Here is a 25,502-nt window from a genome sequence, read left to right as displayed (position 1 = left end):
TGCTCAGACCTCCAGGGACGTGATCGTGGCGGACACGTAGCCGGTGACGATGCCGGATGCCGCAGGAACCATCAGGATCTTCGATCCCTTCGGGACAGCCTTGTCCTTCAGATGGTCGTGCAGCACGATGAAATGCGAAGTGCTGGAGGTGTTGCCGTACTTCTCCACCACATTGAGCGCGGGCGGCATCGGAGTGCCGAACTCCTTCTCGCCGAGCGCGTTCATGTACACCACGGCCGAGGCGCCGAACTGGTGATGGATGACGAAGTCGAACTCCTCGTCGGCGAAGGTCTGGCCGCGGGCAGCGAGGAACTCCCGCTGCGCGTTCGTCCACAGCAGGAACCGTGACTCGTTGTGCATCTTGCGGTTGTCGGTGTAGAGCGCGATGCCCGGCGACTGGTCACTCGGCATACCCATGCACAGGTCGGAGTACTCCGACGCCGTCATCAGCTCGATGTAGTCGATCTTGTCGGCGTCGTCGACGGACCGGTCCATGATCACTGCAGCGCCCGAATCACCCACGGACAGCGAGGCGAACTGCAGGTCGTACTTCTCCGAGATCTCACGCACCGCGGTCTCCGAGATCGGCGTGATGTGTTCGCCGCTCACGACCATCCCGTTACGGACCGCACCGGAGCGGATCATCCGGTCGAGCACGTAGACGCCACTGAGCATCCCCGCGCAGGCGTTGGACAGATCGAAATGGATGGCGCCCTTGACGCCCAGCTCCTTGCCGAGCATCGACGCGAAGGACGGCTCCAGGTACATGAAGTCCCTGTCCTTGCTCCGCGAGATCGAGGTCGAGATGATCACGTCGAGATCGCCCGCCTCGTAGCTCGAGCGGGACAGCGCATCACGGGCGGCGTTGCAGGCCAGCGTGAACGAATCCTCGTAGTTGTCCGCGCTGGAGTCGTACACCCGGCGGTCCACCACCCCCGTGATCGCTTGCAGATCGAAGCTCGGCGGCACGGCGAGCTTGGCGAGCAGGTCCTTCGTGCTGAGCACCGCGGACGGGAGGTACGCGCCTATCGATTCGAACCTCGACTGGGTCATCTTGGATCCTCTTGGGAGTCGGTAGATCTGGCTGGTGGTTCGGCGTTCTCTTGGTGGAGCGTCACATCAGTGCGGCGGCCTCGAGATCCGACACGACGCTGCCTGCCGCCGCGGCCGCGATCGCCGGGTAGCGAGGAGCGAAGACACCGAGCGCGGTTGCCCGCTCGAAGTTCGCGTTGCCGCGATGCCCCGGCAGCTCGCGAATGCTCGCCGCACCGTAGTAGCCGCCGGGGACGACGGCTACGGGCGCGGACGGTTCCGGTTCGGTCATCACCGCGTGCAGGCTCCGCTCGAACAACTCGTGGCAGGCGCGCAGTCCGTTCATCATGACATCCTGGAAGCGATCGTCGGGTGCGATCGCGAACCGCTCGACGTCGACCACGGCTCCTGTGTCGATGCCCGCATCGACCCGGTGCAGCGTCGCCGCATACTCGTCTCGGCCCTGGAGAATCGCGTGCACGATCGCGGCGGCGGGCAGTCCACGGAACTCCGGCAAGGGGCCGTTGTGGATGTTGTAGATCCGCAGGTCGGAGTTCACCAGCGCGGGTCCGAAGATCATCGGGTTGTTGATCGACCACACCACCGAGTCGGTGCAGGCCTCGGCGAGCATCGCGGCCTCGGCATCGACATCCGTGGTCTCCAGGTGCGCGAGTCCCTCGAGCCCAGCAGGCGCGGCATCGCCGGGCCCGGTGCACACCAGGTCAACCGTGACACCCGATGCGGACGCGAATCGCGCAGCGCGCCAGAGCAATGCGCCGCTTCCCACCAGAATCACCCGAGCTCCCCCGCCAGCTTCGCATGGACTGCGGCGGCGCACACCCTGCCGAGGGTGAGCTGGTGCACCAAGTCCTCGAGCTCGGCGACGAACGCCGCTTCGCCTGCGCGTCCGACCACCGTGCGCGAGACCTGCGAGAGCATCTCCACCGACGCCAGCGAATCCCCGCCGAGGGCGAAGAAATCCGAATCCGCGCGCAGGGTGCTCACGTCGACAACGAGGACCTTCGCCCAGATCGCGGCGATCTCGTCCTCGATCCGCCGGTCGGAATCGGCCGATCCGGGGCCCTCCGCGGTATCGGTCGCCTGCTCCCGGACCACCGCGTCGGTGACGCTCAGTCCCGCACTGTCGAGCTTCCCGTTGGCGGTCAGCGGAATCTCGTCGACGATGTGGATCTCCGCCGGGATCATGTACGCGGGCACCTTCTGCGCAAGGAAGTCCCGGAGCTGCTGTGCCATCTGGTCGCTCCGCGGGCTCCGCTCCTGCCCGTCAGTCGCTCCCGTCTCGGTACCGCCAACCACGTATGCGGCCAGGACGTTGTCGCCGCGCTCCGCGCGACGGACCGCCGCCACCGCGGCCCTGCCGACCAGGGGATGCTGCTCGATGGCGGCCTGCACCTCGCCGGGCTCCACGCGATTGCCCCTGATCTTCACCTGACTGTCGACGCGACCGGCGAACTCGAGCGCGTTTCCGGGAAGTCGGCGGGCGAGGTCACCGGTCCGGTAGCACCGTTCGCCCGTCGACAGGGTGATGAAGCGTTCGGCGGTGACGTCCGGCCGGTTCAGGTATCCGCGCGCGACCTGGGGGCCGCCGAAGTACAGCTCACCGATCTCTCCGTCGGGCACCGGCAGGCGATCCGGGTCGAGCAGATGAACCGTGGTGTCTGCGGCAGGCCCGCCGATCGGCACCGGCTGGGGCGCGGCCGACGGCTCATCGTCCAGTACAAGGGCGGTACACACGATCGACATCTCCGCGGGCCCGTAGCTGTTGAGCAGCCGGCAGTCCGGGCCGAACAGTTCGCGCGCACGCGCCGCCAGCGGCCCGTGCAGCGCTTCGCCTCCGATGCTCACCGCCCGCATCCCCACCGGCCGCAGCTCCAGCCGGACCATCACCTCCAGCAGGCTCGGCGTCACCATCATCGTGTTCACCGTCGAACCCTCGAGCATCTCCGACAAGACCAGGTGATTGATGTCGTCCGGCACCAACACCACCGCACCGCCGCTGAGCAGCGGGAGCAGCAGCGCCGCGCACGCCATGTCCGCCGCCTGCGTGTGATAGTGCGCGTAGCGGGTCTCGGGCCCGAGCCGGTACCAGTCGGTCGCCGAGCGCATCAGGTTCACGATGCCCCGGTGTTCGATCTGGACGCCCTTGGGCCGTCCGGTCGAACCCGAGGTGTAGGTGACGTAGACCAGGTCGTCGGCAGTGGCGAGGTCCGGCAGCTTGTCGGCACCGGAATGCGGCAGGTCGTCGACCACCAGGACATCGGTCTCGCCGAACGCCGCTCGCCCCTTCGATGCCCGCTCGGTCACGCAGTGGCGCACACCGGAATCCGCGAGGATTCCGAGAATCCGCTCGTCCGGGTGCTTGGGGTCGAGTGCGAGAAAAGCGGCGCCTGCCTTGAGAATTCCCAGATGTCCCACCACGGCGTCGAGCGTCCGCCGCGCCAGCACCGCGACGACGTCGCCGTGCCGCACACCCCGGCCGTGCAGTTCCGCGGCCACCACGTCGGCACGAGCGTCGAGCTCCGCATAGCTGAGCTGACCGTCCGGGCCGATCGCGGCAGGCGCGTCCGGCGCGCTCCTGACCAGGCCGTCGAAGATGCTCGTCACCGTTCGCCCCGGCCGGGTGGCCTGCGCCCCGATCGTCCGCGGCTGCCCCTGCGCTCCGAGTGCGGTGGCGATATCGTCCAGCAGTCGCTCGAGTCGAGACGCGATCCCCGCACCGTTGCGGCAGGAGACCACGAGTTCGGTGCGGTCGCGGGCCTCCATCACCGCGATCGAGAGCGGCACCATGCCAGTGTGGACCGGCAGGCCCCACACCTCGGTGGCGGCGAATCCGGGGAAGCTCAACTCGTCGAGATCGACTGTCCCCGTATGGGAGACGATCGCCGACACCAGGTTTCCCCCGGTACGGGTGCCGATGGACATGCCGGCGCGCAGGATGGACCGCGCCATCCACACCGGCATCTGCTGCAGCCCACCGTTGTTCATCTCACCGAGCTCGCGGGACTCCACCATTCCGCGCAGCAGTTGGGCATGGATACGCGACCAGCTGTCCCCCGGCGTCGCGTCGAGGAACAGCGGCAGCGCCAGGTTGGCCGTCGACCGCAGGTCCTTGTCGTGCCGACGCAGATCGACGGGGACCATGATCCGGGTCTTTCCCCCGACCGCAGCCGTGATCAGCTCGGCGATCCGGGCGACCACCGCGGGCGAGGTTCCCTCCACGGTGCGCCTGCGCCAGAGGAAGTCCGACTCGCCGGGGCCGGGCGGGCCCGCCCGAACGGCGAACGCGCGGTGGGGATCAGCGCGGTCGGCTTGCCGTCGATCCCGAGCGACTCGACGAGGCTGTGGTCGGCGATCGCGTCCCGCGCGCCGACCGTCCGTTCGCCTCGCAGCAGGCGGAACACCTCGGCCGCCCACAGATGCAGACCCTTTCCGTCCATCACGCCATGAAATGCCCTGAACACCAGCGTATTCCGAGTGCCTCCGAGCAGCAGGACCTCACAGGTGGGTCCGCGCTCCGGGTCGAGCGGACGACTCAGCATCGGATGGTCGTCGAGCGGGGTGTCCACCAACGAGTGTTCCGTGGCCACCACCACCGGGGGCGCGATGCCGCTGTCCACCCATCGCTCGCCGCGCCGCACGAGCCGGGCACCGGGGCAGGCTTCGGACGCACCTGCGACCGCGACCGCGAGGTCCCGCTCGTCGACCGAGCCCGTCCCCTGGATCACCAACTGGATGGCGAAGGGCGGGGCCAGCGTCTGCATCGCCAGATACAGACGCTCGGTGGGTGAGATCGATCGTTCGAAAAGGGGCACAACGGAAGACAACGTCGCTCCTAGCCAGGGGGTGCCGGAATAGTAACGGTTCGACGGTGACTCTGCATGGGGTTGATCGAGTCGGTCCCCGACAAACAAAAAGTGGGACCCGCCCCGACCTGGGGCTGGTCCCACTTTCCGGCTTTATGTGGCCGCCGCTATCGGCTGGCCTTCTGCATGTTCTCGTCCAGCGCACCGAGGAACTCCTCGGTGGTGAGGTAGCCCTGGTCGCCGCCGACGAGGGACGCGAGGTCCTTGGTCATCTGACCGCCCTCGACGGTCTTGATGACGACGTCCTCGAGCTGCTGCGCGAACGCGATCACCTCGGGGGTGTTGTCCAGCTTGCCGCGGTGCTCGAGACCCCGGGTCCACGCGAAGATGGACGCGATGGGGTTGGTCGAGGTGGGCTTGCCCTGCTGGTGCTGGCGGAAGTGCCGGGTGACGGTGCCGTGCGCGGCCTCCGCCTCACAGGTCTTTCCGTCCGGCGTCAGCAGCACCGACGTCATCAGGCCGAGCGAGCCGAAGCCCTGGGCGACGGTGTCCGACTGGACGTCACCGTCGTAGTTCTTGCATGCCCAGACGTAGCCGCCCTCCCACTTGAGTGCGGAAGCGACCATGTCATCGATGAGGCGGTGCTCGTAGGTCAGGCCCGCCGCGTCGAACTCGGACTTGAACTCGGTCTCGTAGACGCTCTGGAAGATGTCCTTGAACGCGCCGTCGTACGCCTTGAGGATGGTGTTCTTCGTGGAGAGGTACACCGGGTAGTTCTGCTGCAGGCCGTAGTTGAGCGAGGCCCGCGCGAAGTCCTCGATGGACCTGGTGAAGTTGTACTGCCCCTGGACGACGCCGCCGCCCTCGGGGAAGTTCACCAGCTCGTGCTCGATCGGCTCGCTGCCGTCCTCGGGCGTGTAGGTGATCATCACCTTGCCGGGGCCGGGCACCTTGAAGTCGGTGGCGCGGTACTGGTCACCGAACGCGTGACGGCCGATGATGATCGGCTTGGTCCAGCCCGGAACCAGTCGCGGAACGTTCGAGATGATGATCGGCGCGCGGAAGATCGTGCCGCCGAGGATGTTGCGGATGGTCCCGTTGGGGGAACGCCACATCTTCTTGAGGCCGAACTCCTCGACGCGGGCCTCGTCCGGCGTGATGGTGGCGCACTTGACGCCGACGCCGTGCTTCTTGATCGCGTTCGCGGCATCGATCGTGACCTGGTCATCGGTCTTGTCGCGGTACTCGATACCGAGGTCGTAGTACTCGAGATTCACATCCAGGTACGGATGGATCAGTTTGTCCTTGATGAACTGCCAGATAATGCGGGTCATCTCATCGCCGTCGAGTTCGACGACAGTGCCTTCAACCTTGATCTTGGACATGTGGTATTCGCGTCCTCCTAGGAAGTTTCCCCTGGTCACACGGCTCGGGCCCCGCTTTGTGAGCGAGACCACGAACGACTCAATCAGTAATCTATACAACCCGTGCGAACCGGGTCGATCCGCACCAAACAAGACGAGCGTACTGCTAAGCGACTCGGGCGCAACCGCTGGCCCGGCCCCGGCGAACCTACCGATCGGTAGCTTTGCGCAGCTCAAGCGCGGATTCGGGCCGTGACCTCGGCGCCGATTCCACCGAACTCTGGCCAACCAGGTTCCGACGGAGTGTGATGAGTGGGCGGACGTCATCGAGGGGAGATCGAGATGACCGAACGTGCCGACGCCGGTCCACGACCGGTCCGCGCCCCGCGCGGCAACACCCTGACCTGCCGGGGGTGGCAGCAGGAGGGCGCCCTCCGGATGCTGATGAACAACCTGGATCCGGAGGTCGCCGAGCGCCCCGACGACCTGGTCGTCTACGGCGGCACCGGCCGCGCCGCCCGCAACTGGGCGTGCTTCGACGCGATCGTGCGGACGCTGCGGACGCTGGCCGACGACGAGACGCTGCTGGTGCAGTCGGGCAAGCCGGTCGGGGTGCTGCGCACCCACGAATGCGCGCCGAGGGTCCTGATCGCCAACTCCAACCTGGTCGGCGACTGGGCGAACTGGGAGGAGTTCCGCCGGCTCGAGGCGCTCGGCCTGATCATGTACGGCCAGATGACCGCAGGCTCCTGGATCTACATCGGCAGCCAGGGCATCCTGCAGGGCACCTACGAGACGTTCGGCGCGGTCGCCCGCAAGCGGTTCGGGGGCTCGCTTGCGGGCACGATCACCCTGACCGCCGGGCTGGGCGGCATGGGCGGGGCGCAGCCGCTGGCGGTGACCATGAACGGCGGTGTCGCGATCTGCGTCGAGTGCGACCCGGACCGGATCAATCGCCGCATCGCGCATCACTACCTCGACGCGAAAACCGAGAGCGTCGAATCGGCGCTGGAGATGGCCGTCCTCGCCCGCCACGAGGGTCGCCCGCTGTCGATCGGACTGCTCGGCAACGCGGCCGAGGTGGTGCCGCGACTGCTCGCGATGAACGCGCCGATCAACATCGTCACCGATCAGACCTCCGCCCATGACCCGCTGAGCTATCTGCCGGTCGGCATCGCCGTCGAGGACTGGCACCGGATGGCCGCGAAGGACCCCGACTGGTTCACGACCGAGGCCCGCGAGTCGATGGCCGCGCACGTCGCGGCCATGGTCGGGTTCAAGGACGCAGGCGCCGAGGTCTTCGACTACGGCAACTCGATCCGCGACGAGGCCCGGCGCGGCGGCTACGACAGGGCATTCGATTTCCCCGGCTTCGTGCCCGCGTACATCCGCCCCCTGTTCGAGGAGGGTCGTGGCCCGTTCCGCTGGGTCGCGCTGTCCGGCGACCCCGCCGACATCGCGGCCACCGACAGGGCCGTCGTCGACCTGTTCCCGGACGACGAACACCTGCGTCGGTGGATCACACTCGCGGGCGAGAAGGTCCATTTCGAGGGCCTGCCCGCGCGCATCTGCTGGCTCGGATACGGCGAACGCCACCGGGCCGGCCTGAGATTCAACGAGATGGTCGCGTCCGGCGAGGTGTCCGCGCCGCTGGCCATCGGCCGCGACCACCTCGACGCCGGCTCGGTGGCGTCCCCGTACCGGGAGACCGAGTCGATGGCCGACGGATCGGACGCCATCGCCGACTGGCCGCTACTCAACGCGCTGGTCAACACGGCCTCCGGGGCCTCGTGGGTGTCCATCCACCAGGGCGGCGGCGTCGGCATGGGACGGTCCATCCACGCCGGCCAGGTGTGCATCGCCGACGGCACCGAACTGGCCGCACGCAAGCTCGAGCGGGTGCTCACCAACGACCCGGCCACCGGCGTCATACGGCACGTCGACGCCGGCTACCCCGCCGCGGCCGGGGTGGCTGCGGCCCGCGGCCTGCGCGTCCCGATGTGGGAGGGCTAGCGCCGTGAGCATCAGCCCCTGGGTGGTCGTCGACAACATCGGCACCCTGGTCACCAACGACCCGGAGGCCGGCGAGGGCAGGCTCGGGCTCATCCGTGACGCCGCCGTGGTTCTGGGTGACGGCGTCATCCAGTGGGTGGGCGCGCGCGCCCGCATCCCCCAGGGCAGCGCGGACGCCACCGTGGACCTCGACGGCCGGGCGGCGTTGCCCGGATTCGTCGACAGCCACGCGCATCTCGTCTTCGGCGGCGAACGGGCCGAAGAGTTCGCCGCCCGGATGGCGGGCACCGCTTACGCCGCGCGCGGCATCCGCACCACCGTCGCGGCGACCCGCGGCGCGACGGACGCCGAGCTGAGCGTGAACGCAGCGCGACTGGTGGCCGAATCCGTCCGCTCGGGCACCACGACGATCGAATGCAAGTCGGGGTACGGGCAGTCGGTCGTCGACGAGTTGCGGAGCCTCGAGGTGGCCGCGGAGGTCACGCCCGAGACGACGCTGCTGGCCGCGCACCTGACCCCGCCCGAGTTCGAAGGCGACACCGATGCATACGTGCGGATGGTGTGTGCGGAGATGGTCCCGGCGTGCGCGCCGAACGCCAGGTGGATCGACGTGTTCTGCGAGACAGGGGCATTCGACGAGCACCAGTCGCGGGCTGTGCTCGAGGCGGGCATCGCCGCCGGCCTCACGGCGCGGGTGCACGGCAACCAGCTCGGCCCCGGCCCCGGGGTCCGGCTCGCCGTCGAGCTGCGCGCGGCCTCCGTCGATCACGTGAATTTCGTGACCGGCGAGGACGTCGACGCGCTGACATCGGGCGAGACGGTCGCGACGCTGCTGCCGTGCGCCGACTTCTCCACCCGCAACCGGTATCCCGATGCCCGGGCCCTGCTCGATGCCGGTGTCACCGTCGCCCTGGCCGCGGACTGCAACCCTGGCACGAGTTACACGACCAGCATTCCGCTGTGCATCGCCCTGGCGGTACGCGAGATGCGCATGAGTCCGGACGAGGCGGTGTGGGCCGCGACGGCGGGCGGCGCGGCGGCCCTGCGGCGCAACGACATCGGACACATTCGTGTCGGGGCCAGGGCCGACCTGATCGCGCTGGACGCGCCCACACACCTGCACCTGGCCTACCGGCCGGGTGTGCCGCTGGTCCACGAGGTGTGGAAGGACGGGTACCGACGATGACGAGGGTGGATCTCATTCCCGGCGCCTGGTCGGGACGCGACGACGGCCCCGGCCCCGAGCACCTGCGCTGGCATTCGGCGATGTCCCCTTTCAAGGCCGACATCGCGCCAGGGGCAACCGTTCTGGTCGGCTTCCGCAGCGACGAGGGGGTGCGGCGAAACAAGGGACGGCCGGGGGCAGCGAGGGGTCCGACAGCCCTGCGTCACGCGCTGACCTCGATGGCACTCGCCACGCCGATCCGGGTGTTCGACGCGGGCGATGTGGCGGTCGCCGTCGGTTACCTCGAGGACGGCCAGCGGCGGCTCGGCGACGTGGTGGCCGGACTACTCGACGCCGGCCATTTCGTCACGGTGCTTGGCGGCGGGCACGAGGTTGCCTACGGAAGCTATCTCGGGCTGTCGGCCTCTGCGGCCGGCACGTCCGGCGCGCGTCTCGGGGTGCTGAACCTGGACGCGCACTTCGATCTCCGCGACGACCCCGCTCCGACCTCCGGGACACCGTTCCGGCAGATGGCCGACGCCGAGGCGGAGCGCGGTCGGCTGCTGAACTACGCGGTGCTCGGCATCGCGCAGCCGAGCAACACCGCGGCGCTGTTCACGCGCGCCGTGTCACTCGGCGTGCGGTACCTCCTCGACGACGACTGCGGCACGGCGAACCTGCCCGCCGTGGAGTCGTTCGTCGACGAGTTCCTCCGGACGGCCGACCTGGTGCACCTGACCATCGACCTGGATGTCCTGCCCGCGTCCGTCGCACCCGGCGTCAGCGCCCCCGCGGCGTTCGGGGTGCCGCTCGAGGTGGTCCAGCGGGTGTGCGACATCGTCGCGCGCAGCGGCAAGCTCGCACTGCTCGACGTCGCGGAGCTCAATCCGAAGCTCGACTTCGACAACCGGACCGCACGAACCGCGGCGAGGCTGATCCATCGCGTCGTCACCTGGCGGGCGCCGCCCGCCGAGGCCTAGTCGACTGCGGGTCTTCGCTCGGACCACTTGGCCATCCAGCTCGCGTTCTCCGCCGAGATCGCGCCCTCACAGTCATCGACAAAGGCCTTCCACGCGGCGGGCTCGGTGGGTGATCCGCTTGTCCGCCACTCGTTCACCCGCCTGCCCAGCCGACCCGCACAGGCGGAGTAGCTCATCGCAAGGTAGTCGTATCTGCTGCCGGCCCGGTGGGCCGCAATCGCTCCCCGAGAGTCGTCAGCACGGCCACCCACGGTGCGAGGCCGGATGACTGTTGGCCGCCAGCCGAGATGCCCGCATCGCCGGCGAGAACCGTGACAACGGCGGCGACGCTCGCGGTCGCCACGCTCAACCCGAGCGCCGCCCGTCGCAGGCGCCGAGCCCGCCCCGCGTACTCGCGAGCCCGGGGTCGGTAGTAGTCGGTGATCTGACTCTGCACCCGATCCCGGACGTAGTCCCCCGGTGTCATGGATCCAGGAACCACGGCGTCGCGGACATCCGCATCGTCTTCGTCGATCTCGGCGACGTGGGCCAACAGGTCGTCGACGGCCTCCTCGATCTCCGCGACCTCCGCTGCCAGTCGCGCAGGCGCCTCCGCGCCGCGGAAGGGAGCCGCACCGGCCCGAAACCTCAGTACCAGTTGCTTGATGCCCTCCGAGGCGGCCCGGGCCCTGGTCCAGCGACGGACCGCGTCGGGCGTGAGCAGGAGGGTCGTCACGACGGTCGCGATGGCAAGGCACACCGCGCCGAAGGCCGCCACCGGGACCCTGGCCACGTCCGCCGTCCTCAGTAGGGTCGCGGTCGCCGTCGCCGCGATCGCGCCCGCGGCGCCTAGGTAGAGCACGGCCGCGCGTGCGATGTCGATACGCCTCTTGAGACGGTCGGCTAGGAGGGACCAGCGAACGCGCGTCGCCCAGATCGAGGCGACCAACGCTTCCTCATCGCTCGCCGCGCGCTCGCTCGGCACGGCGCGGGAAACAGCCATGACGACCACCTCGTTCACAACGACAGTCGGGTTCGCCCGCGTACCCATCCTGTGCCCCGGCGCCGCGCGGGTCACGAGTAGTCGGCTACCCGATCCCGGTCGACTCAGGCCAGGTCCCCGACCACCATCTCGGCGCTGCGCAGCAGCGCACCCGAGGCCGCCAGCTCGACGGCGGCCCCGATCTCGGGGGCGAGGAACCGATCCGGGCCGGGTCCGCCGACGCGGGCCCGGATCGCGTCCCGCACCGCGGCAGTCGCAGGCGACGGACGCAGCGGTGCCCGCAGGTCGAGCCCCCGCGCCGCGGTGAGCGCCTCGATCGCGAGCACCCTCGTCAGACCGTCGATCGACCGGCGGAGCTTGCGCGCGGCCGACCATCCCATCGACACGTGATCCTCTTGCATGGCCGAGGAGGGTATCGAGTCCACGCTCGCAGGCGACGCCAGCCGCTTGAGCTCCGAGACGATCGCGGCCTGGGTGTACTGCGCGATCATGTGCCCGCTGTCCACCCCGGGTCGGCGGCCAGGAACGGGGGCAGGCCGTGGCTGCGCGCGGTGTCGAGGAACCGATCGGTTCGGCGTTCGCTCATGCCCGCCACATCCGCGACGACGATGGCGAGGAAGTCCAGCACGTATGCCACCGGTGCGCCGTGAAAGTTGCCGTTCGACTCGACCCGGCCGTCGAGGGTCACCACCGGGTTGTCGATGGCACTCGCGAGCTCGCACGCCGCGACCCGTTCGGCGTGCGCGAGGGTGTCCCGGGCAGCGCCCGCGACCTGTGGCGCGCACCGCAGCGAGTAGGCGTCCTGGACCAAGGGCAGTCGGGGTGGCGTGACTGGCGACGATCTCCGAGCCCGCCAGCAGCCGGACCATGTTCGCCGCCGCCGCGGCCTGCCCGGGATGCGGGCGCAACGCCTGGAGATCGGCGGCGAACACGCGGTCCGTGCCCATCAGCCCCTCGACGCTCATCGCCGCCGTGATGTCGGCCAGCGGCAACAACCGGCGCAGGTCGTCGCAGGCGAGCACCAGCATGCCGAGCATCCCGTCGGTGCCGTTGATGAGCGCGAGGCCCTCCTTCTCCTCGAGGACCAGCGGGTAGATCCCCGCCGCGGCCAGCGCGTCGGCGGCAGGCAACTGCTCCCCCGCGGCGTCTCGGACCAGGCCCTCCCCTGTCACCGCGAGCGCCGTGTGCGCGAGCGGCGCGAGGTCGCCCGAGCAGCCGAGGCTGCCGAATTCGGGGACCACGGGCGTGATCCCGGCCGACAGCAACGCGGCATAGGTGTGCGCCACCGCGGGTCGTGCGCCGGTGCGACCGGTCGCCAGCGTGGCCAGGCGCAGCAGCATCATCGCGCGCACCACCTCGCGTTCGACCTCCGGTCCGCTCCCCGCGGCGTGCGAACGGATCAGGCTGCGTTGTAGCTGGGCCCGCAGCTCCGGCGGGATGTGCCGGGTGGCCAGCGCGCCGAAACCGGTGGACACTCCGTACACCGGACCGAAGTCCCGCGCGAGCGCCTCGATGTGCGCCCTGGTCGACGCCATGGCCGAAACGGCCTGATCCGACAGTCCCACCGCAGCGCCGGAACGGGCCACACGCAGCACCTGTCCCGGCGTCAGGGGGCCGACGCCGACCAAGACCGGTCCGTGACTGTCCACCGCGGGCTCCTCCGTCGGGAAGCGAGCTGCTGCTCACATCCTCCCGCCGAATCGGGCGCGGCGCGGGGGAATCGCCGTCAGGACGGCTGATGCACGAGTTCCGGCTCCGATTCCGGCTGCGGACGGACGAAGCGGACGTAGGCGAGGGTGAGCAGGATCAGCCACACGGCCCCGACCACCAGCGCCACCCTGGTGTCCGCGGAGAAGGCGAGGACGACGATCACGAAGACCAGGAAGGCGATCGCCAACATCTGCCCGTACGGCCAGAACGGCACAGGGAACTTCAGCTCCGCCGTCTCCTCCGCGCTCATCCGGCGCCGCGACCGGTACTGCGACAGCAGGATCATCAGCCAGACGAAGATCGTGGCGAAGGTGGCGATGGAGGCGATCACGAGGAAGACGGACTCCGGGATCGCGTAGTTCAGCAGCACCCCGACCAGCAGGGCCACGGTCATGATGACCACCGTCATCCACGGCACGCCGTTGCGCGAGACCCGCCGCATGATCGCGGGCGCCTGCCCGCGTTCGGCCATGCCGAACATCATCCGGCCCGCGCCGAAGATGTCGCTGTTGATCGCGGACAGCGCCGCCGTGATCACCACGATGTTCAGCACGGTCGCGGCGGGCCCGATGCCGAGGCCCTCGAAGATCTGAACGAAGGGGCTGCCGTCGGTGCCGATGCTCTGCCACGGGTTGATCGCCATGATGACGGCGAGGGTCAGCACGTAGAACAGCATGATCCGGATCGGCACCGTGTTGACCGCGCGGGGGATGGTCCGCTCGGGATCCTGCGCCTCGCCCGCCGTGACACCGATGATCTCGGTCCCGCCGAAGGCGAAGACGACGATCGCGAAGCAACCGACGAAGCCGCCGAAGCCGGTCGCGAAGAACCCGCCCTCGGACCACAGCTGGCTGATCCCCGTGCTGGTGTCGTGGATCCCGAAACCGAAGATCAGGATCGCGACACCCGCGGCGATCATCGCCACGATCGCCGCGACCTTGATCAACGTGAACCAGAACTCGAGCTCGCCGAACACCTTGACGCTGAGCAGGTTGATCGCGCCGATGAAGAAGACGATCGCCAGTACCCAGATCCACCGCGGCACGTCGGGGAACCAGAACCCCATGTAGACGCCGAATGCTGTCACGTCCGCGAGGCAGACGACGATCATCTCGAAGGTGTAGGTCCAGCCGGTCATGAACCCGGCGAGCGGCCCGAGGTGCTTGCTCGCGTACTCGCCGAAGGAGCCCGACACCGGGTTACTCACGGCCATCTCGCCGAGGGCGCGAAGCACGATGTACACCGCCAGGCCACCGATGAGGTAGGCCAGCAACACCGACGGACCGGCCTGTTGGATCGCCGCGGCGGAGCCGTAGAAGAGTCCCGTCCCGATCGCGGAGCCGAGTGCGATGAACCGGATGTGCCGGGCGGTGAGACCTCGGGTCAGCGCCGTGGCGGCGGCTTTCACTATCGGTCTCCCTGCGAGGTACTCGAATACTCGGGCGATGCCAAGAACTTGATGATTGCGACCAGGAGCCTAGCCCTGTAATGCAGGTCACCCGCCGTCGCCGGGTCCCGCAGGGGCCTCGGTCACACCGAAACGCCGCCCTAGCTATCAACCCTTCGATCCGAGCCGCTAATATCGGGGCGGTCATGAGTACCAGCATCAAGCCCCGGCTAGCTGGTCGGCAACCCTCCATCCGCGGTGGGGTGCCCCGGGTGATGACCGGGTTGTCCGAGAAACAGTTCGGATGACAAGCGCGGGTCCGTCGGGACGGACCCACAAACCGGGCCACGACCCACCGGAGGTTCACCATGTGTTGTTGTCGCAGATAGGACCCACTCTTGCCCCCTGGCGCCTGAGCTGCGCCGATCTCCCCCAATTTCTTGGAGTAGACAACACATGAGCGAGAACACCCCCGTCACCGACCCGACCGCGGCCTGGAGCTTCGAGACCAAGCAGATCCACGCGGGCCAGACGTCCGACGCGACCACCAACGCCCGGGCTCTGCCGATCTACCAGACCACCTCGTACACGTTCAACAACACCGACCACGCGGCGGCGCTGTTCGGACTCGCCGAGCCGGGCAACATCTACACCCGGATCATGAACCCCACCCAGGACGCGGTCGAGCAGCGGATCGCCGCGCTCGAGGGGGTGTCGCGGCGCTCCTGCTGGCCTCGGGTCAGGCCGCCGAGACCTTCGCCATCCTCAACCTGGCCGAGGCAGGCGACCACATCGTCTCCAGCCCGCGCCTGTACGGCGGCACCTACAACCTCTTCCACTACACGCTGCCCAAGCTCGGCATCACGGTCAGCTTCGTGGAGGACCCCGACAACCTCGAGCAGTGGCGTGCGGCCATCCAGCCGAACACCAAGGCCTTCTTCGGCGAGACCATCTCCAACCCGAAGAACGACGTCTTCGACATCCCCGGCGTCTCGGCGGTCGCGCACGAGAACGGCATCCCGCTGATCGTGGACAACACGGTCGCCACCCCGTACCTGATCCGGCCGCTCGAGCACGGCGCGGACATCGTGGTGCACTCGGCGACCAAGTACCTCGGCGGGCACGGCACGGCGATCGCGGGCGTCATCGTCGACGGCGGCAACTTCGACTGGACCCAGGGCAGGCACACGAACTTCACCACGCCCGATCCCAGCTACCACGGCGCGGTGTTCGCCGACCTCGGCGCGCCCGCATTCGCGCTCAAGGCCCGCGTGCAGCTCCTGCGCGACGTGGGCGCAGCGGTCTCGCCCTTCAATGCCTTCCTCATCAGCCAGGGCCTGGAGACGCTGAGCCTGCGCATCGAGCGACACGTCGAGAACGCCCAGCGGGTCGCCGAGTTCCTGCAGGCCCGGCCCGAGGTCACCTCGGTCGCCTACGCCGGCCTGCCCTCCTCGCCCTGGTACGAGCGCGGCCAGAAGCTCGCACCGAAGGGCGCGGGCGCGATCGTGGCGTTCGAGCTGGCCGGCGGGGTCGACGCGGGCAAGAACTTCGTCAACGCCCTCACCCTGCACAGCCACGTCGCCAACATCGGCGACGTGCGTTCGCTCGTCATCCACCCCGCCTCCACGACGCACTCGCAGCTGACCGCCGAGGAGCAGCTGGCGTCGGGCGTGACCCCCGGCCTGGTGCGGCTCGCCGTCGGCATCGAGGGCATCGACGACATCATCGCCGATCTCGAGGCCGGTCTCGCGGCGGCGGCATCTTGACAGTGCGCTCCGAGTCAGACGCCCGTTCGGCGCGGCCTCCGCGGGGGCCCTACCGGCCCTCGCGGGGTTCCCGCCGCCGAACGGGCGGTTGACGGGCATCGGTATCGGCGCTCTCCGACTGGAGAGCGGCGTCGTCCTGCCCGATGTCACCCTCGCCGTGCAGGCCTGGGGTGAGCCGAACGCCGACCTCGACAACATCGTGCTCGTCGAGCACGCGCTGACCGGCGACTCGCACGTCTCCGGTCCCGTCGACGACGAGCACCCGTCGCCGGGCTGGTGGAACGGGATGATCGGCCCCGGCGCGCCCATCGACACCAACGAATGGTGCGTACTGGCCACCAACGTCCTCGGCGGCTGCCGTGGCACGACCGGGCCCGCCTCGCTCGACCCGGACGGCCGGGCCTGGGGATCACGCTTTCCGGAGATCTCGATCCGCGACCAGGTCGAGGCGGAACTCGCGCTGGCAGACGCGCTGGGCATCGACCGGTTCGCTGCGGTGGTCGGCGGCTCGATGGGCGGCATGCGGACCCTCGAATGGACTGTCGGCCACCCCGACCGCGTCCGGTCCGCCCTGATCCTCGCGGTCGGGGCACGGGCGACCGCAGACCAGATCGGCACCCAGACCACCCAGATCGCCGCGATCACCGCCGACCCCGACTGGCAGGGCGGCGACTATCACGGCACGGGACGGGTGCCACGCGCCGGACTCGGGATCGCCCGACGGATCGCGCACCTGACCTACCGCACCGAGGACGAACTCGACACCCGGTTCGGCAACGCCCCGCAACCAGGCGAGGACACCTGGCAGGGCGGCCGGTACGCGGTGGAGAGCTACCTCGAGCACCAGGCCGAAAAGCTGGTCACCCGCTTCGACCCCGGCACCTACGTGCTGCTCACCGAGGCGATGAACCGTCACGACGTCGGTCGTGGCCGCGGCGGCATCGAGGCCGCCCTGGCCTCCACACCCGTCCCGGTGATCGTCGGCGGCGTCGACTCCGACCGGCTCTACCCACTGCGCCAGCAGGAGGAACTCGCCGAGCATCTGCCCGGGTGCGACGGGCTGCGCGTGGTGAACTCCCGATACGGCCACGACGGCTTCCTCACCGAGGCCGAATGGGTCACCAAGCTGCTCGGCGAGACCATGGCGCTGGCCCGGGCGGGCCGTAGCTCCGCCCGGTAGGTCGAATCTCACAGGGCCGAGACGGATGGACTGTCGGCCACCTCACCGCGGCGACGTACCGTCACGACGTCGGTCACGGCCGTGACGGCATCGAGGCCGAATGGGTCACCAAGCTACTCCGCGAGACCGCGGGATCTGGCCAAAATCGACAGCATCGGGGCCGCGGCCGGGCAACCCGGATCAGAGCAGCGAAAAGTTTTCGGATTGCCCTCATCCTGGACGCTTGATCGATAACATTCCCGCCGTGTCAACACCAACGATCAACCTCAGCACCCCCGTCGAGCAGCTCGCGACCGACGCCACCCTGATGGCGGTCACCGCTGAGCCGGTCACCCGCAGCGTCGTCGCGTTTCCGCCGACTGACGGGCGTCTGACCGAGATCCGCATCGGCACGCTCCAGCTCGAGGGCGGTGGCGTCCTACCGGACGTCACCGTCGCCCTGCAGTGTTGGGGCACCCCCAGCCCGGAGCTCGACAACATCGTGCTCGTCGAGCACGCGCTGACCGGCGACTCGCACGTCACAGGCCCCGCCGACGACGAGCACCCGTCGCCGGGCTGGTGGAACGGCATGGTCGGCGCCGATGCCCCCATCGACACCAACGAATGGTGCGTGCTCGCGACCAACGTGCTCGGCGGCTGCCGCGGCACCACCGGGCCGAGCTCGCTCGCACCCGACGGGAAGCCGTGGGGATCACGCTTCCCCCTGATCTCCGTCCGCGACCAGGTCGCGGCGGAGGTCGCCGTGGCCGACGCGCTCGGCATCAGGCAATTCGCCTCCGTCGTCGGCGGGTCGATGGGCGGCATGCGCGTCCTCGAATGGACGATCGGCCACCCCGACCGCATCGGCTCGGCCCTGGCCCTTGCGATCGGCCCGCGCGCGACCGCGGACCAGATCGGCGGCCAGACCACCCAGATCGACGCCATCACCACGGATCCGAACTGGCAGGGCGGCGACTACCACGGCACCGGCAGGAGCCCGGACTCCGGACTGAGCATCGCCCGCCGGTTCGCGCACCTGTCGTACCGCGGCGAGGCCGCCCTCGACCTGCAGTTCGAGAACGCGACCCAGCACGGCGAGGACATCTGGCGCGGCGGCCGGTTCGCGGTGCAGAGCTACCTCGAGTACTGCGCGGACAGGCTGGTGACGACCTTCGACGCCGGCTCCTACGTGGCACTGAGCGAGGCCGTCAGCCGATACGACGTCGGTCGCGGTCGCGGCGGGATCGCGGCCGCGCTCGGCTCGTGCCAGGTCCCCGTGGTCGTCGGCGCCATCGACTCGGACCGGATCATGCCGCTGCGCCAACTCCAGGCCATGGCGGAGCTGCTGCCGGGCTGTGCCGGCCTGCGGGTGGCGCGGTCCGACGCCGGGCACGACGGCTTCCTCACCGAGGTCGACTGGGTCACCTCGCTGGTCGACGAGACCTTGACGCTGGCCAGGGCCAGCAGGGTCAGCACCGCAGTGGCGTGATGCGGTGCTGCCGCCGTGACGGCGGCAGCACCGCGTTCGCGCGCACCCGCAACCACGGGCGCCGCGATCAGGGCACCCCTCAGTCGGTGCCCAACGGATCGATCGAGACCGCCAGCCACACGATCGCGGCACCGACCGCGGTCAGAGCCCCCACGTCGAAGCGCTGACCCCGGACCGCGAGCAGCCCAACCCGTTCGGTGGGCAGGCACAGCCGGAATCCGGCGGCCAGCAGCGTGGCCAGCCCGAAGACGAAGGCACCGCGCCGCCACCGGTCGGCGAGCACGAAGACCACCGCGACGAGCACCACAGCGAACACCGCCAGAAGCGGCAGGTTCTTACGGGCGAAACGCACCCAACGGTTCGCCGTCGGTGCGGACGTCTGAGCGGTCATCGCGGGTTCTACTCGGAGCCCGCTGCGAGCCGCTCCGCGCGCTCCACGACGTTGGTCAGCAGGAAGGCTCGCGTCAGCGGCCCGACGCCGCCCGGGTTCGGTGAGATGAACCCCGCGACCTCCCTGACGCTGTCGTCGACGTCGCCGCGCAGACCATCGGCGGTGCGGCTGACACCCACGTCGAGCACCGCGGCGCCCGGCTTGACCATGTCCGCCGTGATCAGCCCAGGAACCCCGGCCGCCGCGACGATGATGTCGGCGCGCTCGACCTCGGCCGCGAGGTCCTTGGTTCCGGTGTGGCAGAGGGTGACCGTGGCGTTCTCGCTGCGACGGGTCAGCAGCAGACCGATCGGCCGGCCAACGGTGATGCCACGGCCGACGACCACCACGTGCGCACCGTTGATCGGCACCTCGTAGCGACGGAGCAGGTGCACGATGCCGCGGGGGTGCAGGGCAGTGGCGCCTCCTTGCCCAGCACCAGTCGGCCCAGGTTCACCGGGTGCAGCCCGTCGGCGTCCTTGCCCGGGTCGATCCGCTCGAGCGCGGCGTTCTCGTCCAGGTGCTTGGGCAGCGGCAGCTGCACGATGTACCCGGTGCACTCGGGGTTGGCGTTGAGCTCGTCGATGGTGGCCTCGAGCTGGGCCTGGGTGATGTCGGCGGGCAGGTCACGCCGGATCGAGGTGATCCCCACCTTGGCGCAGTCGTTGTGCTTGCCGCGCACGTAGGCGGCGGATCCGGGGTCGTCGCCGACCAGGACGGTGCCCAGCCCGGGCGTGATGCCCTTGGCCTTGAGCGCATCCACTCGGGCTTTGAGATCGATGAAGATCTCGTCGCGGGTTGCCTTGCCATCCAGGATCGTCGCAGTCACGCCGCCATTGTTTCAGGTATGACTGGATGGCATGGCAACGACTCCCGATCAGGCACCCGATCTCGTCGGCCCGAGGGTGGTGCTGACCGCGATCCGCCCCGAACACCGCGACCGGCTGCGCGAGATCCACCGCCAGCCCGACGTCCGCAGATGGTGGCAGATTCCCGACGACGACTGGCCCGAGGTCGAGGAGCAGGACACCGTCAAGTACACGGTGCTGGAGGATGACCAGGTCATCGGGTTCGCCCAGTGGTACTGCGAACCGGACCCCGACTACCGGCACGCCGGGCTGGACCTGTTCCTCTCGTCGGGGACGCAGGGCCGGGGCCTCGGCACCGAGGTGGTGCGGGTCATCTGCGCTCATCTGATCGATGACCACGGGTTCCACCGGCTGGTCATCGACCCGAAGCTCGCCAACACCCCCGCGATCGCCTGCTACCGCAAGGTGGGCTTCAAGGACGTCGGGGTGATGCGCGAGTACGAGAAGAACAAGGAAGGCACCTGGGACGACGGGCTGCTGATGGACCTGCTGGCGCGCGAGTTCGTGCGCTGAGGCAGGCCCGGCCCGTCACGGCTCGACGATCAATCCGTGCGCGGCGGCCATCGCGATCGCCTGCGTCATCTCGATCTTCGCCTGGTCCAGCTTCGCACTGGTCCACAGCGCGGCGTCGACGTGCGCACCACGCAGGTCCGCACCCTCTAGCCGCAGGCCGCTGGTGCGGGCACCGAACAGGTCAACGGACTGCAGCACGGCCTGCCGCAGGTCTGCGTCGACGAGGTTGGCCTCGCGCAGCCGGCAGTCGGTGAGGTTGACCCCGCGCAGGTCGGCCTTGCCGAGCGAGGCGAGCGTGAAGTCCACCTCGTCGAACTCGATCGGCCGGATGCGACAGTCCTGGAAGCTGGAGCCGAGCAGGCTGGAACTCCGGAACACGCTGTGCCACAGCCGCGTCCGAGTGAAGGTGCAGGACCGGAATGCCGTCACGGTGTGATGCGAACCGGACAGGTCCGCGCCGGTGAAGTCGCAGTCGGTGAACACGACACGTTCCGTGCGCAGCTCGCTCAGGTCCGCGTCCCGGAAGTTGCAGCCGGTGTAGTGCCGATCCTGCCAATTCTGACGCGGCAAACGCGCATCCGAGAAGTCCTCGCCGACGAATTCCTCGGGGTGTTCCGGTGACATGTGGCCATCCTGCCCCCACCCACCGACGGGTCGGCGGGCCGGTGGCCGAGCGCCTGCCGTACCCGGTCTGCTACTCGGCGCCGATCAGGCGGGAGGCGTCAAACGCACGCGGGTCGGCGTGATCCGCAGTTCGGTGCTGTAGACCCGGTCGATCTCCTCGACCGTCGTCCCCAGCTCGCCGGTGATGCTCGCCTCGTACTTGTCGAGATAGGCACGCAGGCCGCTCGACTTCTTGTTCGGCGTCGCCGACGCGGTGCCGTTGATGACGACGATGTCGGAACCGTGCGGATCGGAGTTGAAATTCAGGGTGACCGTCGGTCGCTCGGCGATGTTGTGCACCTTCCGCGATCCCGGGGCGCTGAACACCACCAGATCGTCGCCGTCCGGAACGAACCAGACCGGGTTCGGTGCCGGAGCTCCGCTGTCGGTGACGGTGGTCAACCAGGCGATGTGATCCTCTGCGATGTGGCGACGAGCCTCGGGCGGCATGTCCATGTCGGCCTCCAATCGGGGTCTGTCTCGACGATACGACCTCTCGGCGGCCCAGGGCACTGAACGGCCCGCCACCTCCGGTGGCAAGCTGATGCGGTGTTCCGACTGATGTTCCACGAGCCTCGCATCCCACCCAATACCGGCAACGCGATCCGACTTGTCGCGGGCACCGGGTGCGAGCTGCACCTGGTCGGCCCGCTCGGCTTCGACCTGTCCGAGCCGAAGCTGCGCCGGGCGGGGCTGGACTACCACGACCTGGCCTCGGTGACCGTGCACGAGAACCTCGAGGCGGCGTGGGCCGCGCTGGCACCCGAGCGGGTGTACGCGTTCACCGCGCACGGGCAGACCTCGTTCGCGGACGTCGAGTACCAACCGGGTGACGTGCTGCTGTTCGGCCCCGAGCCGACCGGGCTGTCGGAAGAGGTCCTCGCCGACCCGCACGTCACCGCCCAACTGCGGATCCCGATGGTCCCGGGCAGGCGCTCGCTCAACCTGTCCAATGCCGCGGCCGTCGTCGTATACGAGGCCTGGCGCCAGCACGGCTTCGCGGGCGGGAGCTAGCGGGGCGCGGTCGCCACGGCGAACGCCACCCGCATCTGGGTGAACCGGAACAGGCCGGGGCCGCCCGAGACCTCCTCATAGGCGCGCACCACGTCGTCGACGAACCGCGGCACCCGATCTTCGTCCAGCCGGGCGGTCCAGGCCGCGAAACCCACCGCGCACCAACGGGAGAACTCGTCCCGCGATCCGAAGTCCCAGTCGAGATCCGAGGTCCGTAGGTCGGTCACGACGAGGCCTGCCGACGCGGCCAGCTCCGGATAGACGGCCGGGTCGACGTGGGTGAACGGCGCCTCGAACTCGACGAACGACGCGGCCCAGGCCTGCTCCCGGCACACGCGCATGGCCACCGACTCGAGGCTCGGCCGCTCGCTCGCGCACACCATCTGGATGATCCCCGCGCGCTGGGGTGCGCGGCGCGGGCGATGCCGGCCAGTGCTCGGCGCTGCTCGCTCACCCAGTGCAGCGCGTTGAACGAGACCACGACGTCGAACTCGTCCTCGAACGGCAGCTCGCGCGCGTCCGCGACGAGGAAGGTCGCGGACGCCCCGTCGGGCACCGGCCTGGACCGGGCCTTGTCGATCATTTTCGCCGAGACGTCGACACCGACCGCCGACCCCCGCGGCAGCCGCCCGGCCAGGGCGAGCGTGATGAACCCGTCGCCGCACCCGACGTCGAGCAGGCGCTCGGCGCCGGTCAGCTCGAGACCGGACAGCGACCTCTCGGCCAGCGTCCGCTGCAGGCCACTGACCTCTGCGTACCCCTCACCGTCCCATTCGGACACGGATCAATCCTGCACCTCGAAGCGCTTGTGGCGGGACGTTTGCCCGGATATCAGCCGCACCGACCTCTTCGACAGGCCCAGATGCGCGGCGAGCAACTCCTCGGCGGCCTTGTTGGCCTTGCCCTCGACCGCAGGTGCGCGCACGTACAGCAGCAGGGTGCCGTCCTCGAGGACCTCGACCAGCGGCCCCTTCTTGCTGTTCGGCTTGATCTGCGCGGCGACGACGCGGGGTCCGGACACCGGCGCCCTCACCCCGCGGCGATGTCGAGGAAGTCGCGCGCGGGCCCGCGCAGGCCACGATCAGCCGACCACACCGCGAGCAGCCGGCGCGGCAGCCGAAGGCCCTGCACCTCGACGGACACCAGCCGTCCGTCCGTCAGGTCCGCCGCCACCGCCAACGAGGACACCACGGCGGGCGCGTTGCCCGCGACGACGGCGGCCTTGACCGCCGTGCACGAGGTGAGCTCGAGCAGCGGGTCCACGCACCCCGGCACGGCATTCTCGAGCGTGTTCCTGGTACCCGAACCGAACTCGCGCTGGATCAGCGGCGTCCTGGCGAGTTCGATCGGGGTGATGGGCGCCGCGCTCGCCCACGGGTGCCCGGGCGGGACGACCACCACCAACTCGTCGCGCGCCACCTCCCGCGCATGGAGTCCGGCCGGCACGTCCGGCCCCTCCACGAAGCCGAGGTCCGCCTCCCCCGCCAGCACCTGGGCCGCGACATCGGTCGAGTTCAGCAGCCGCACCGAGGTCACCACGGTCGGGTTCTTGCGCCGCATGGTCACCGTCCAGCCCGGCACCAGGTACTCGGCGATCGTCATGCTCGCCGCCACCGTCAGGTTGGCCTCGCGCTCGCCGCGCAGCGCCGAGATCCCCGACGCCAGCTCCTCGGCGGCGGCGAGCGTGCCGGCCGCCCACTCCAGCACCAGCCCGCCCTCGTAGGTCGGGGTGACACCGGTGGTGGCACGGTCGAACACCCTGATCCCGAGCAGCCGTTCGGCCGAACGGATCCGGGCGCTGACGGCCTGTTGGCTGAGTCCGTGTTCGCGACCCGCGGCCCCCATACTGCCGAGCCGGGCGACGGAGACCAGGACGTCGAGGGCGGCGAGTTCGGGGACGCGCGGGGACAACGGCATACCAACAGAATAGGCCGCCACAACCTGCAGTTGTGACAAGCCAACGACAAGCCGTCTACCGGCGCCGACGTCCGGACGGCAGTCTTTAATCATGCTCACGACCGCCCCCGCCCCCGCCACAGCCGCCCGCCGCAGCCCCGCGTTGGCACACCTGACGCCGAACTGGTTCGCGGTGGTGATGGGCACCGGGATCATCGCGGTGGGCGCGGCCTCGCTCCCGGTGGATCTGCCGGGCCGCGACTCGATCGCGCGGGGCTTCTGGGTGCTGGCGACCGCCGCGTTGCTGCTCCTCTCGGTCGCCTTTGCGGCCCACTGGATGCGCCATCGCGAGCAGGCACTCGGCTACGCACGCAACCCGGCGATGGCCCCCTTCTACGGCGCACTGCCGATGGCGGTACTGACCGTGGGCGCAGGCACCGCCGCCGTCGGCACCGAGATCTTCGGCCCGTCGGCCATCGTGGTCGCCGCAGCCCTGTGGGCGCTCGGCACCGTGGCCGGGGTTGCTGCGGCCGTCATCGTGCCGCCGCGCATGTTGTCCGGCGGCACTCCCAGTCCCGTGTGGCTGATGCCGGTGGTGCCCCGATGGTGTCCGCCGCGACCGGGGCCGCGCTCATCCACCACCTGCCGGAGGGCAGGCCAGGCTCGCCATGCTGCTCGGCTGCTACGCCCTGTTCGGGATGGCGCTGACCGCGGCCATCGTGACCATGACGTTGGTGATCGGGCACCTCGCCCGCACCGGACTGCCCGCCGTACAGGCCATCCCGACCATGTGGATTCCGCTGGGCATCATCGGGCAGTCGATCGCCGCCGCGAACATGCTCGGCCGCGTCTCCGACACCGCGGTCTCGTCCGAGGCAGCCGCCGGGCTCCGCGCGTTCGGCATCGCCTACGGCACCGTGATGGCGGGTGTGGGCGTGCTGGTCCTCGGGTACGCCTGCCTGCTCACCGCAAGGGCCGCCGGCCGCGGGCTCCGCTTCTCGATGAGCTGGTGGAGCTTCACCTTCCCGCTCGGCGCCTGCGCCGTCGGCGCCGGGGCGCTGGGGATCGCGACCGATTCCGTTGCCGTCCAGTGGCTTTCCGTGGCCATGCTCGCAGTGCTGCTCGGCATCTGGGCCGTGGTCGCAGCCAACACCGCGCGCGGGGTGTGGACGAGAGCACTGTTCGTCCCCGTCCCCTGAGCCCGTCGCGCGCCGCCGTCAGAGCAGGAACACCAGCACCGCGCCGA

General features: G+C 69.5%; 21 protein-coding genes, 6 pseudogenes and 1 riboswitch. Of the genes and pseudogenes, 10 read left to right on the top strand and 17 right to left on the bottom strand.

Going from position 1 to position 25,502, the window contains the following annotated elements:
* Positions 1-3: 3 nt before the first annotated feature.
* The 5 genes from BTZ20_RS07555 to BTZ20_RS07535 all read right to left on the bottom strand — a co-directional run bounded on the left by BTZ20_RS07555 (position 4) and on the right by BTZ20_RS07535 (position 6,241).
* Positions 4-1,053 (bottom strand): 3-oxoacyl-ACP synthase III family protein, encoded by a 1,050-nt coding sequence (locus tag BTZ20_RS07555; protein ID WP_077040928.1) that lies wholly within the window; start codon positions 1,051-1,053, stop codon positions 4-6.
* A gap of 61 nt (positions 1,054-1,114) precedes the next feature.
* Positions 1,115-1,828, bottom strand: coding sequence for a formyltransferase family protein (locus BTZ20_RS07550; protein WP_077040927.1), 714 nt, complete (start codon positions 1,826-1,828; stop codon positions 1,115-1,117).
* Positions 1,825-4,272, bottom strand: a complete 2,448-nt coding sequence (locus BTZ20_RS07545) for a non-ribosomal peptide synthetase (RefSeq protein ID WP_077040926.1) — start codon at positions 4,270-4,272, stop codon at positions 1,825-1,827. The genes BTZ20_RS07550 and BTZ20_RS07545 overlap by 4 nt, the downstream gene beginning before the upstream one ends.
* On the bottom strand, positions 4,227-4,877 hold the full coding sequence (locus tag BTZ20_RS07540) for a hypothetical protein (protein WP_145982244.1): 651 nt from the start codon (positions 4,875-4,877) through the stop codon (positions 4,227-4,229). The genes BTZ20_RS07545 and BTZ20_RS07540 overlap by 46 nt, the downstream gene beginning before the upstream one ends.
* 146 nt (positions 4,878-5,023) lie before the next feature.
* Positions 5,024-6,241: an NADP-dependent isocitrate dehydrogenase gene (locus BTZ20_RS07535; RefSeq protein WP_077040924.1), complete on the bottom strand. Its 1,218-nt coding sequence runs from the start codon at positions 6,239-6,241 to the stop codon at positions 5,024-5,026.
* A gap of 321 nt (positions 6,242-6,562) precedes the next feature.
* On the opposite strand from BTZ20_RS07535, the gene hutU reads away from it, so the two are divergent.
* Genes hutU through hutG form a run of 3 tightly spaced genes read left to right on the top strand, consistent with a single transcriptional unit; the run spans position 6,563 to position 10,378 of the window.
* Positions 6,563-8,233 (top strand): urocanate hydratase, encoded by a 1,671-nt coding sequence (gene hutU / locus BTZ20_RS07530; RefSeq protein ID WP_077040923.1) that lies wholly within the window; start codon positions 6,563-6,565, stop codon positions 8,231-8,233.
* A gap of 10 nt (positions 8,234-8,243) precedes the next feature.
* The gene (gene hutI / locus BTZ20_RS07525) at positions 8,244-9,419 is read left to right on the top strand and encodes an imidazolonepropionase (RefSeq protein WP_077043560.1); all 1,176 of its coding nucleotides are present in this window, start codon (positions 8,244-8,246) and stop codon (positions 9,417-9,419) included.
* The gene (hutG, locus tag BTZ20_RS07520) at positions 9,416-10,378 is read left to right on the top strand and encodes a formimidoylglutamase (protein ID WP_077040922.1); all 963 of its coding nucleotides are present in this window, start codon (positions 9,416-9,418) and stop codon (positions 10,376-10,378) included. Before hutI ends, hutG begins: the two co-directional genes overlap by 4 nt.
* Here hutG and BTZ20_RS26670 read toward each other — a convergent pair.
* The 5 genes and pseudogenes from BTZ20_RS26670 to BTZ20_RS07505 form a co-directional block, all read right to left on the bottom strand.
* A complete protein-coding gene (locus BTZ20_RS26670; protein ID WP_145982243.1) occupies positions 10,375-10,554 on the bottom strand; it encodes a hypothetical protein in 180 nt (59 codons plus the stop codon). The two genes, hutG and BTZ20_RS26670, sit on opposite strands and share 4 nt — an antisense overlap.
* The gene (locus BTZ20_RS07515) at positions 10,551-11,360 is read right to left on the bottom strand and encodes a DUF4231 domain-containing protein (RefSeq protein WP_189636613.1); all 810 of its coding nucleotides are present in this window, start codon (positions 11,358-11,360) and stop codon (positions 10,551-10,553) included. The genes BTZ20_RS26670 and BTZ20_RS07515 overlap by 4 nt, the downstream gene beginning before the upstream one ends.
* A 104-nt stretch (positions 11,361-11,464) precedes the next feature.
* Positions 11,465-12,171: pseudogene (locus BTZ20_RS29730) on the bottom strand (aromatic amino acid lyase).
* Between the two features lie 28 nt (positions 12,172-12,199).
* Positions 12,200-13,009 (bottom strand): annotated as a pseudogene (locus BTZ20_RS29725) (aromatic amino acid lyase); the annotation flags it as partial.
* 77 nt (positions 13,010-13,086) lie between these two features.
* Positions 13,087-14,478: an amino acid permease gene (locus BTZ20_RS07505; protein WP_077040920.1), complete on the bottom strand. Its 1,392-nt coding sequence runs from the start codon at positions 14,476-14,478 to the stop codon at positions 13,087-13,089.
* A gap of 181 nt (positions 14,479-14,659) precedes the next feature.
* Positions 14,660-14,777: riboswitch (SAM riboswitch) on the top strand.
* Positions 14,778-14,913: 136 nt separating this feature from the next.
* Here BTZ20_RS07505 and BTZ20_RS07500 point away from each other — a divergent pair.
* From BTZ20_RS07500 to BTZ20_RS07490, 3 genes and pseudogenes are all read left to right on the top strand, one after another.
* Positions 14,914-16,223 (top strand): annotated as a pseudogene (locus BTZ20_RS07500) (bifunctional o-acetylhomoserine/o-acetylserine sulfhydrylase).
* Between the two features lie 88 nt (positions 16,224-16,311).
* Positions 16,312-17,403 (top strand): homoserine O-acetyltransferase MetX, encoded by a 1,092-nt coding sequence (locus BTZ20_RS07495; protein ID WP_077040919.1) that lies wholly within the window; start codon positions 16,312-16,314, stop codon positions 17,401-17,403.
* Between the two features lie 307 nt (positions 17,404-17,710).
* The gene (locus BTZ20_RS07490; protein ID WP_077043559.1) at positions 17,711-18,871 is read left to right on the top strand and encodes a homoserine O-acetyltransferase MetX; all 1,161 of its coding nucleotides are present in this window, start codon (positions 17,711-17,713) and stop codon (positions 18,869-18,871) included.
* A 79-nt stretch (positions 18,872-18,950) separates the two neighbouring features.
* On the opposite strand, the gene BTZ20_RS07485 is transcribed toward BTZ20_RS07490, so the two are convergent.
* Together BTZ20_RS07485 and BTZ20_RS07480 are read right to left on the bottom strand one after the other, a co-directional pair.
* Positions 18,951-19,262 (bottom strand): DUF3017 domain-containing protein, encoded by a 312-nt coding sequence (locus BTZ20_RS07485; protein WP_077040918.1) that lies wholly within the window; start codon positions 19,260-19,262, stop codon positions 18,951-18,953.
* 8 nt (positions 19,263-19,270) lie between these two features.
* A pseudogene (locus tag BTZ20_RS07480) lies at positions 19,271-20,130 on the bottom strand (bifunctional methylenetetrahydrofolate dehydrogenase/methenyltetrahydrofolate cyclohydrolase).
* A 31-nt stretch (positions 20,131-20,161) separates the two neighbouring features.
* Here BTZ20_RS07480 and BTZ20_RS07475 point away from each other — a divergent pair.
* On the top strand, positions 20,162-20,683 hold the full coding sequence (locus BTZ20_RS07475; RefSeq protein WP_189636612.1) for a GNAT family N-acetyltransferase: 522 nt from the start codon (positions 20,162-20,164) through the stop codon (positions 20,681-20,683).
* A gap of 15 nt (positions 20,684-20,698) precedes the next feature.
* Here the strand turns inward: BTZ20_RS07475 and BTZ20_RS07470 are convergent, their stop codons facing one another.
* Both BTZ20_RS07470 and BTZ20_RS07465 read right to left on the bottom strand, forming a co-directional pair.
* Positions 20,699-21,307, bottom strand: coding sequence for a pentapeptide repeat-containing protein (locus BTZ20_RS07470; protein WP_077040917.1), 609 nt, complete (start codon positions 21,305-21,307; stop codon positions 20,699-20,701).
* An 84-nt stretch (positions 21,308-21,391) separates the two neighbouring features.
* Positions 21,392-21,802 (bottom strand): pyridoxamine 5'-phosphate oxidase family protein, encoded by a 411-nt coding sequence (locus BTZ20_RS07465; RefSeq protein ID WP_077043557.1) that lies wholly within the window; start codon positions 21,800-21,802, stop codon positions 21,392-21,394.
* Positions 21,803-21,895: 93 nt separating this feature from the next.
* On the opposite strand from BTZ20_RS07465, the gene BTZ20_RS07460 reads away from it, so the two are divergent.
* Positions 21,896-22,360 (top strand): tRNA (cytidine(34)-2'-O)-methyltransferase, encoded by a 465-nt coding sequence (locus BTZ20_RS07460; RefSeq protein WP_077040916.1) that lies wholly within the window; start codon positions 21,896-21,898, stop codon positions 22,358-22,360.
* Here the strand turns inward: BTZ20_RS07460 and BTZ20_RS07455 are convergent.
* From BTZ20_RS07455 to BTZ20_RS07445, 3 genes and pseudogenes are all read right to left on the bottom strand, one after another.
* Positions 22,357-23,141 (bottom strand): annotated as a pseudogene (locus BTZ20_RS07455) (class I SAM-dependent methyltransferase). The gene BTZ20_RS07460 and the pseudogene BTZ20_RS07455 sit on opposite strands and share 4 nt — an antisense overlap.
* Before the next feature lie 3 nt (positions 23,142-23,144).
* Positions 23,145-23,381, bottom strand: a complete 237-nt coding sequence (locus BTZ20_RS07450; RefSeq protein ID WP_077043556.1) for a DUF167 domain-containing protein — start codon at positions 23,379-23,381, stop codon at positions 23,145-23,147.
* A gap of 8 nt (positions 23,382-23,389) precedes the next feature.
* Entirely contained in the window at positions 23,390-24,277 is an 888-nt protein-coding gene (locus BTZ20_RS07445) for a LysR family transcriptional regulator (protein WP_077040915.1), read from the bottom strand.
* Between the two features lie 91 nt (positions 24,278-24,368).
* Between BTZ20_RS07445 and BTZ20_RS28960 the strand changes: the two are divergent.
* Both BTZ20_RS28960 and BTZ20_RS28955 read left to right on the top strand, forming a co-directional pair.
* Positions 24,369-24,797 (top strand): annotated as a pseudogene (locus tag BTZ20_RS28960) (C4-dicarboxylate ABC transporter); the annotation flags it as partial.
* A gap of 127 nt (positions 24,798-24,924) precedes the next feature.
* Positions 24,925-25,455, top strand: a complete 531-nt coding sequence (locus tag BTZ20_RS28955; protein ID WP_262982554.1) for a hypothetical protein — start codon at positions 24,925-24,927, stop codon at positions 25,453-25,455.
* Positions 25,456-25,502 lie beyond the last annotated feature (47 nt).

The sequence above is a fragment of the Rhodococcus sp. MTM3W5.2 genome (genome assembly GCF_001984015.1).
Lineage (GTDB): Bacteria > Actinomycetota > Actinomycetes > Mycobacteriales > Mycobacteriaceae > Rhodococcus_G > Rhodococcus_G oryzae.
The sequence above is the reverse complement of the archived record's forward strand: the minus strand, read 5'-3'. Positions and strand labels throughout refer to the sequence as shown.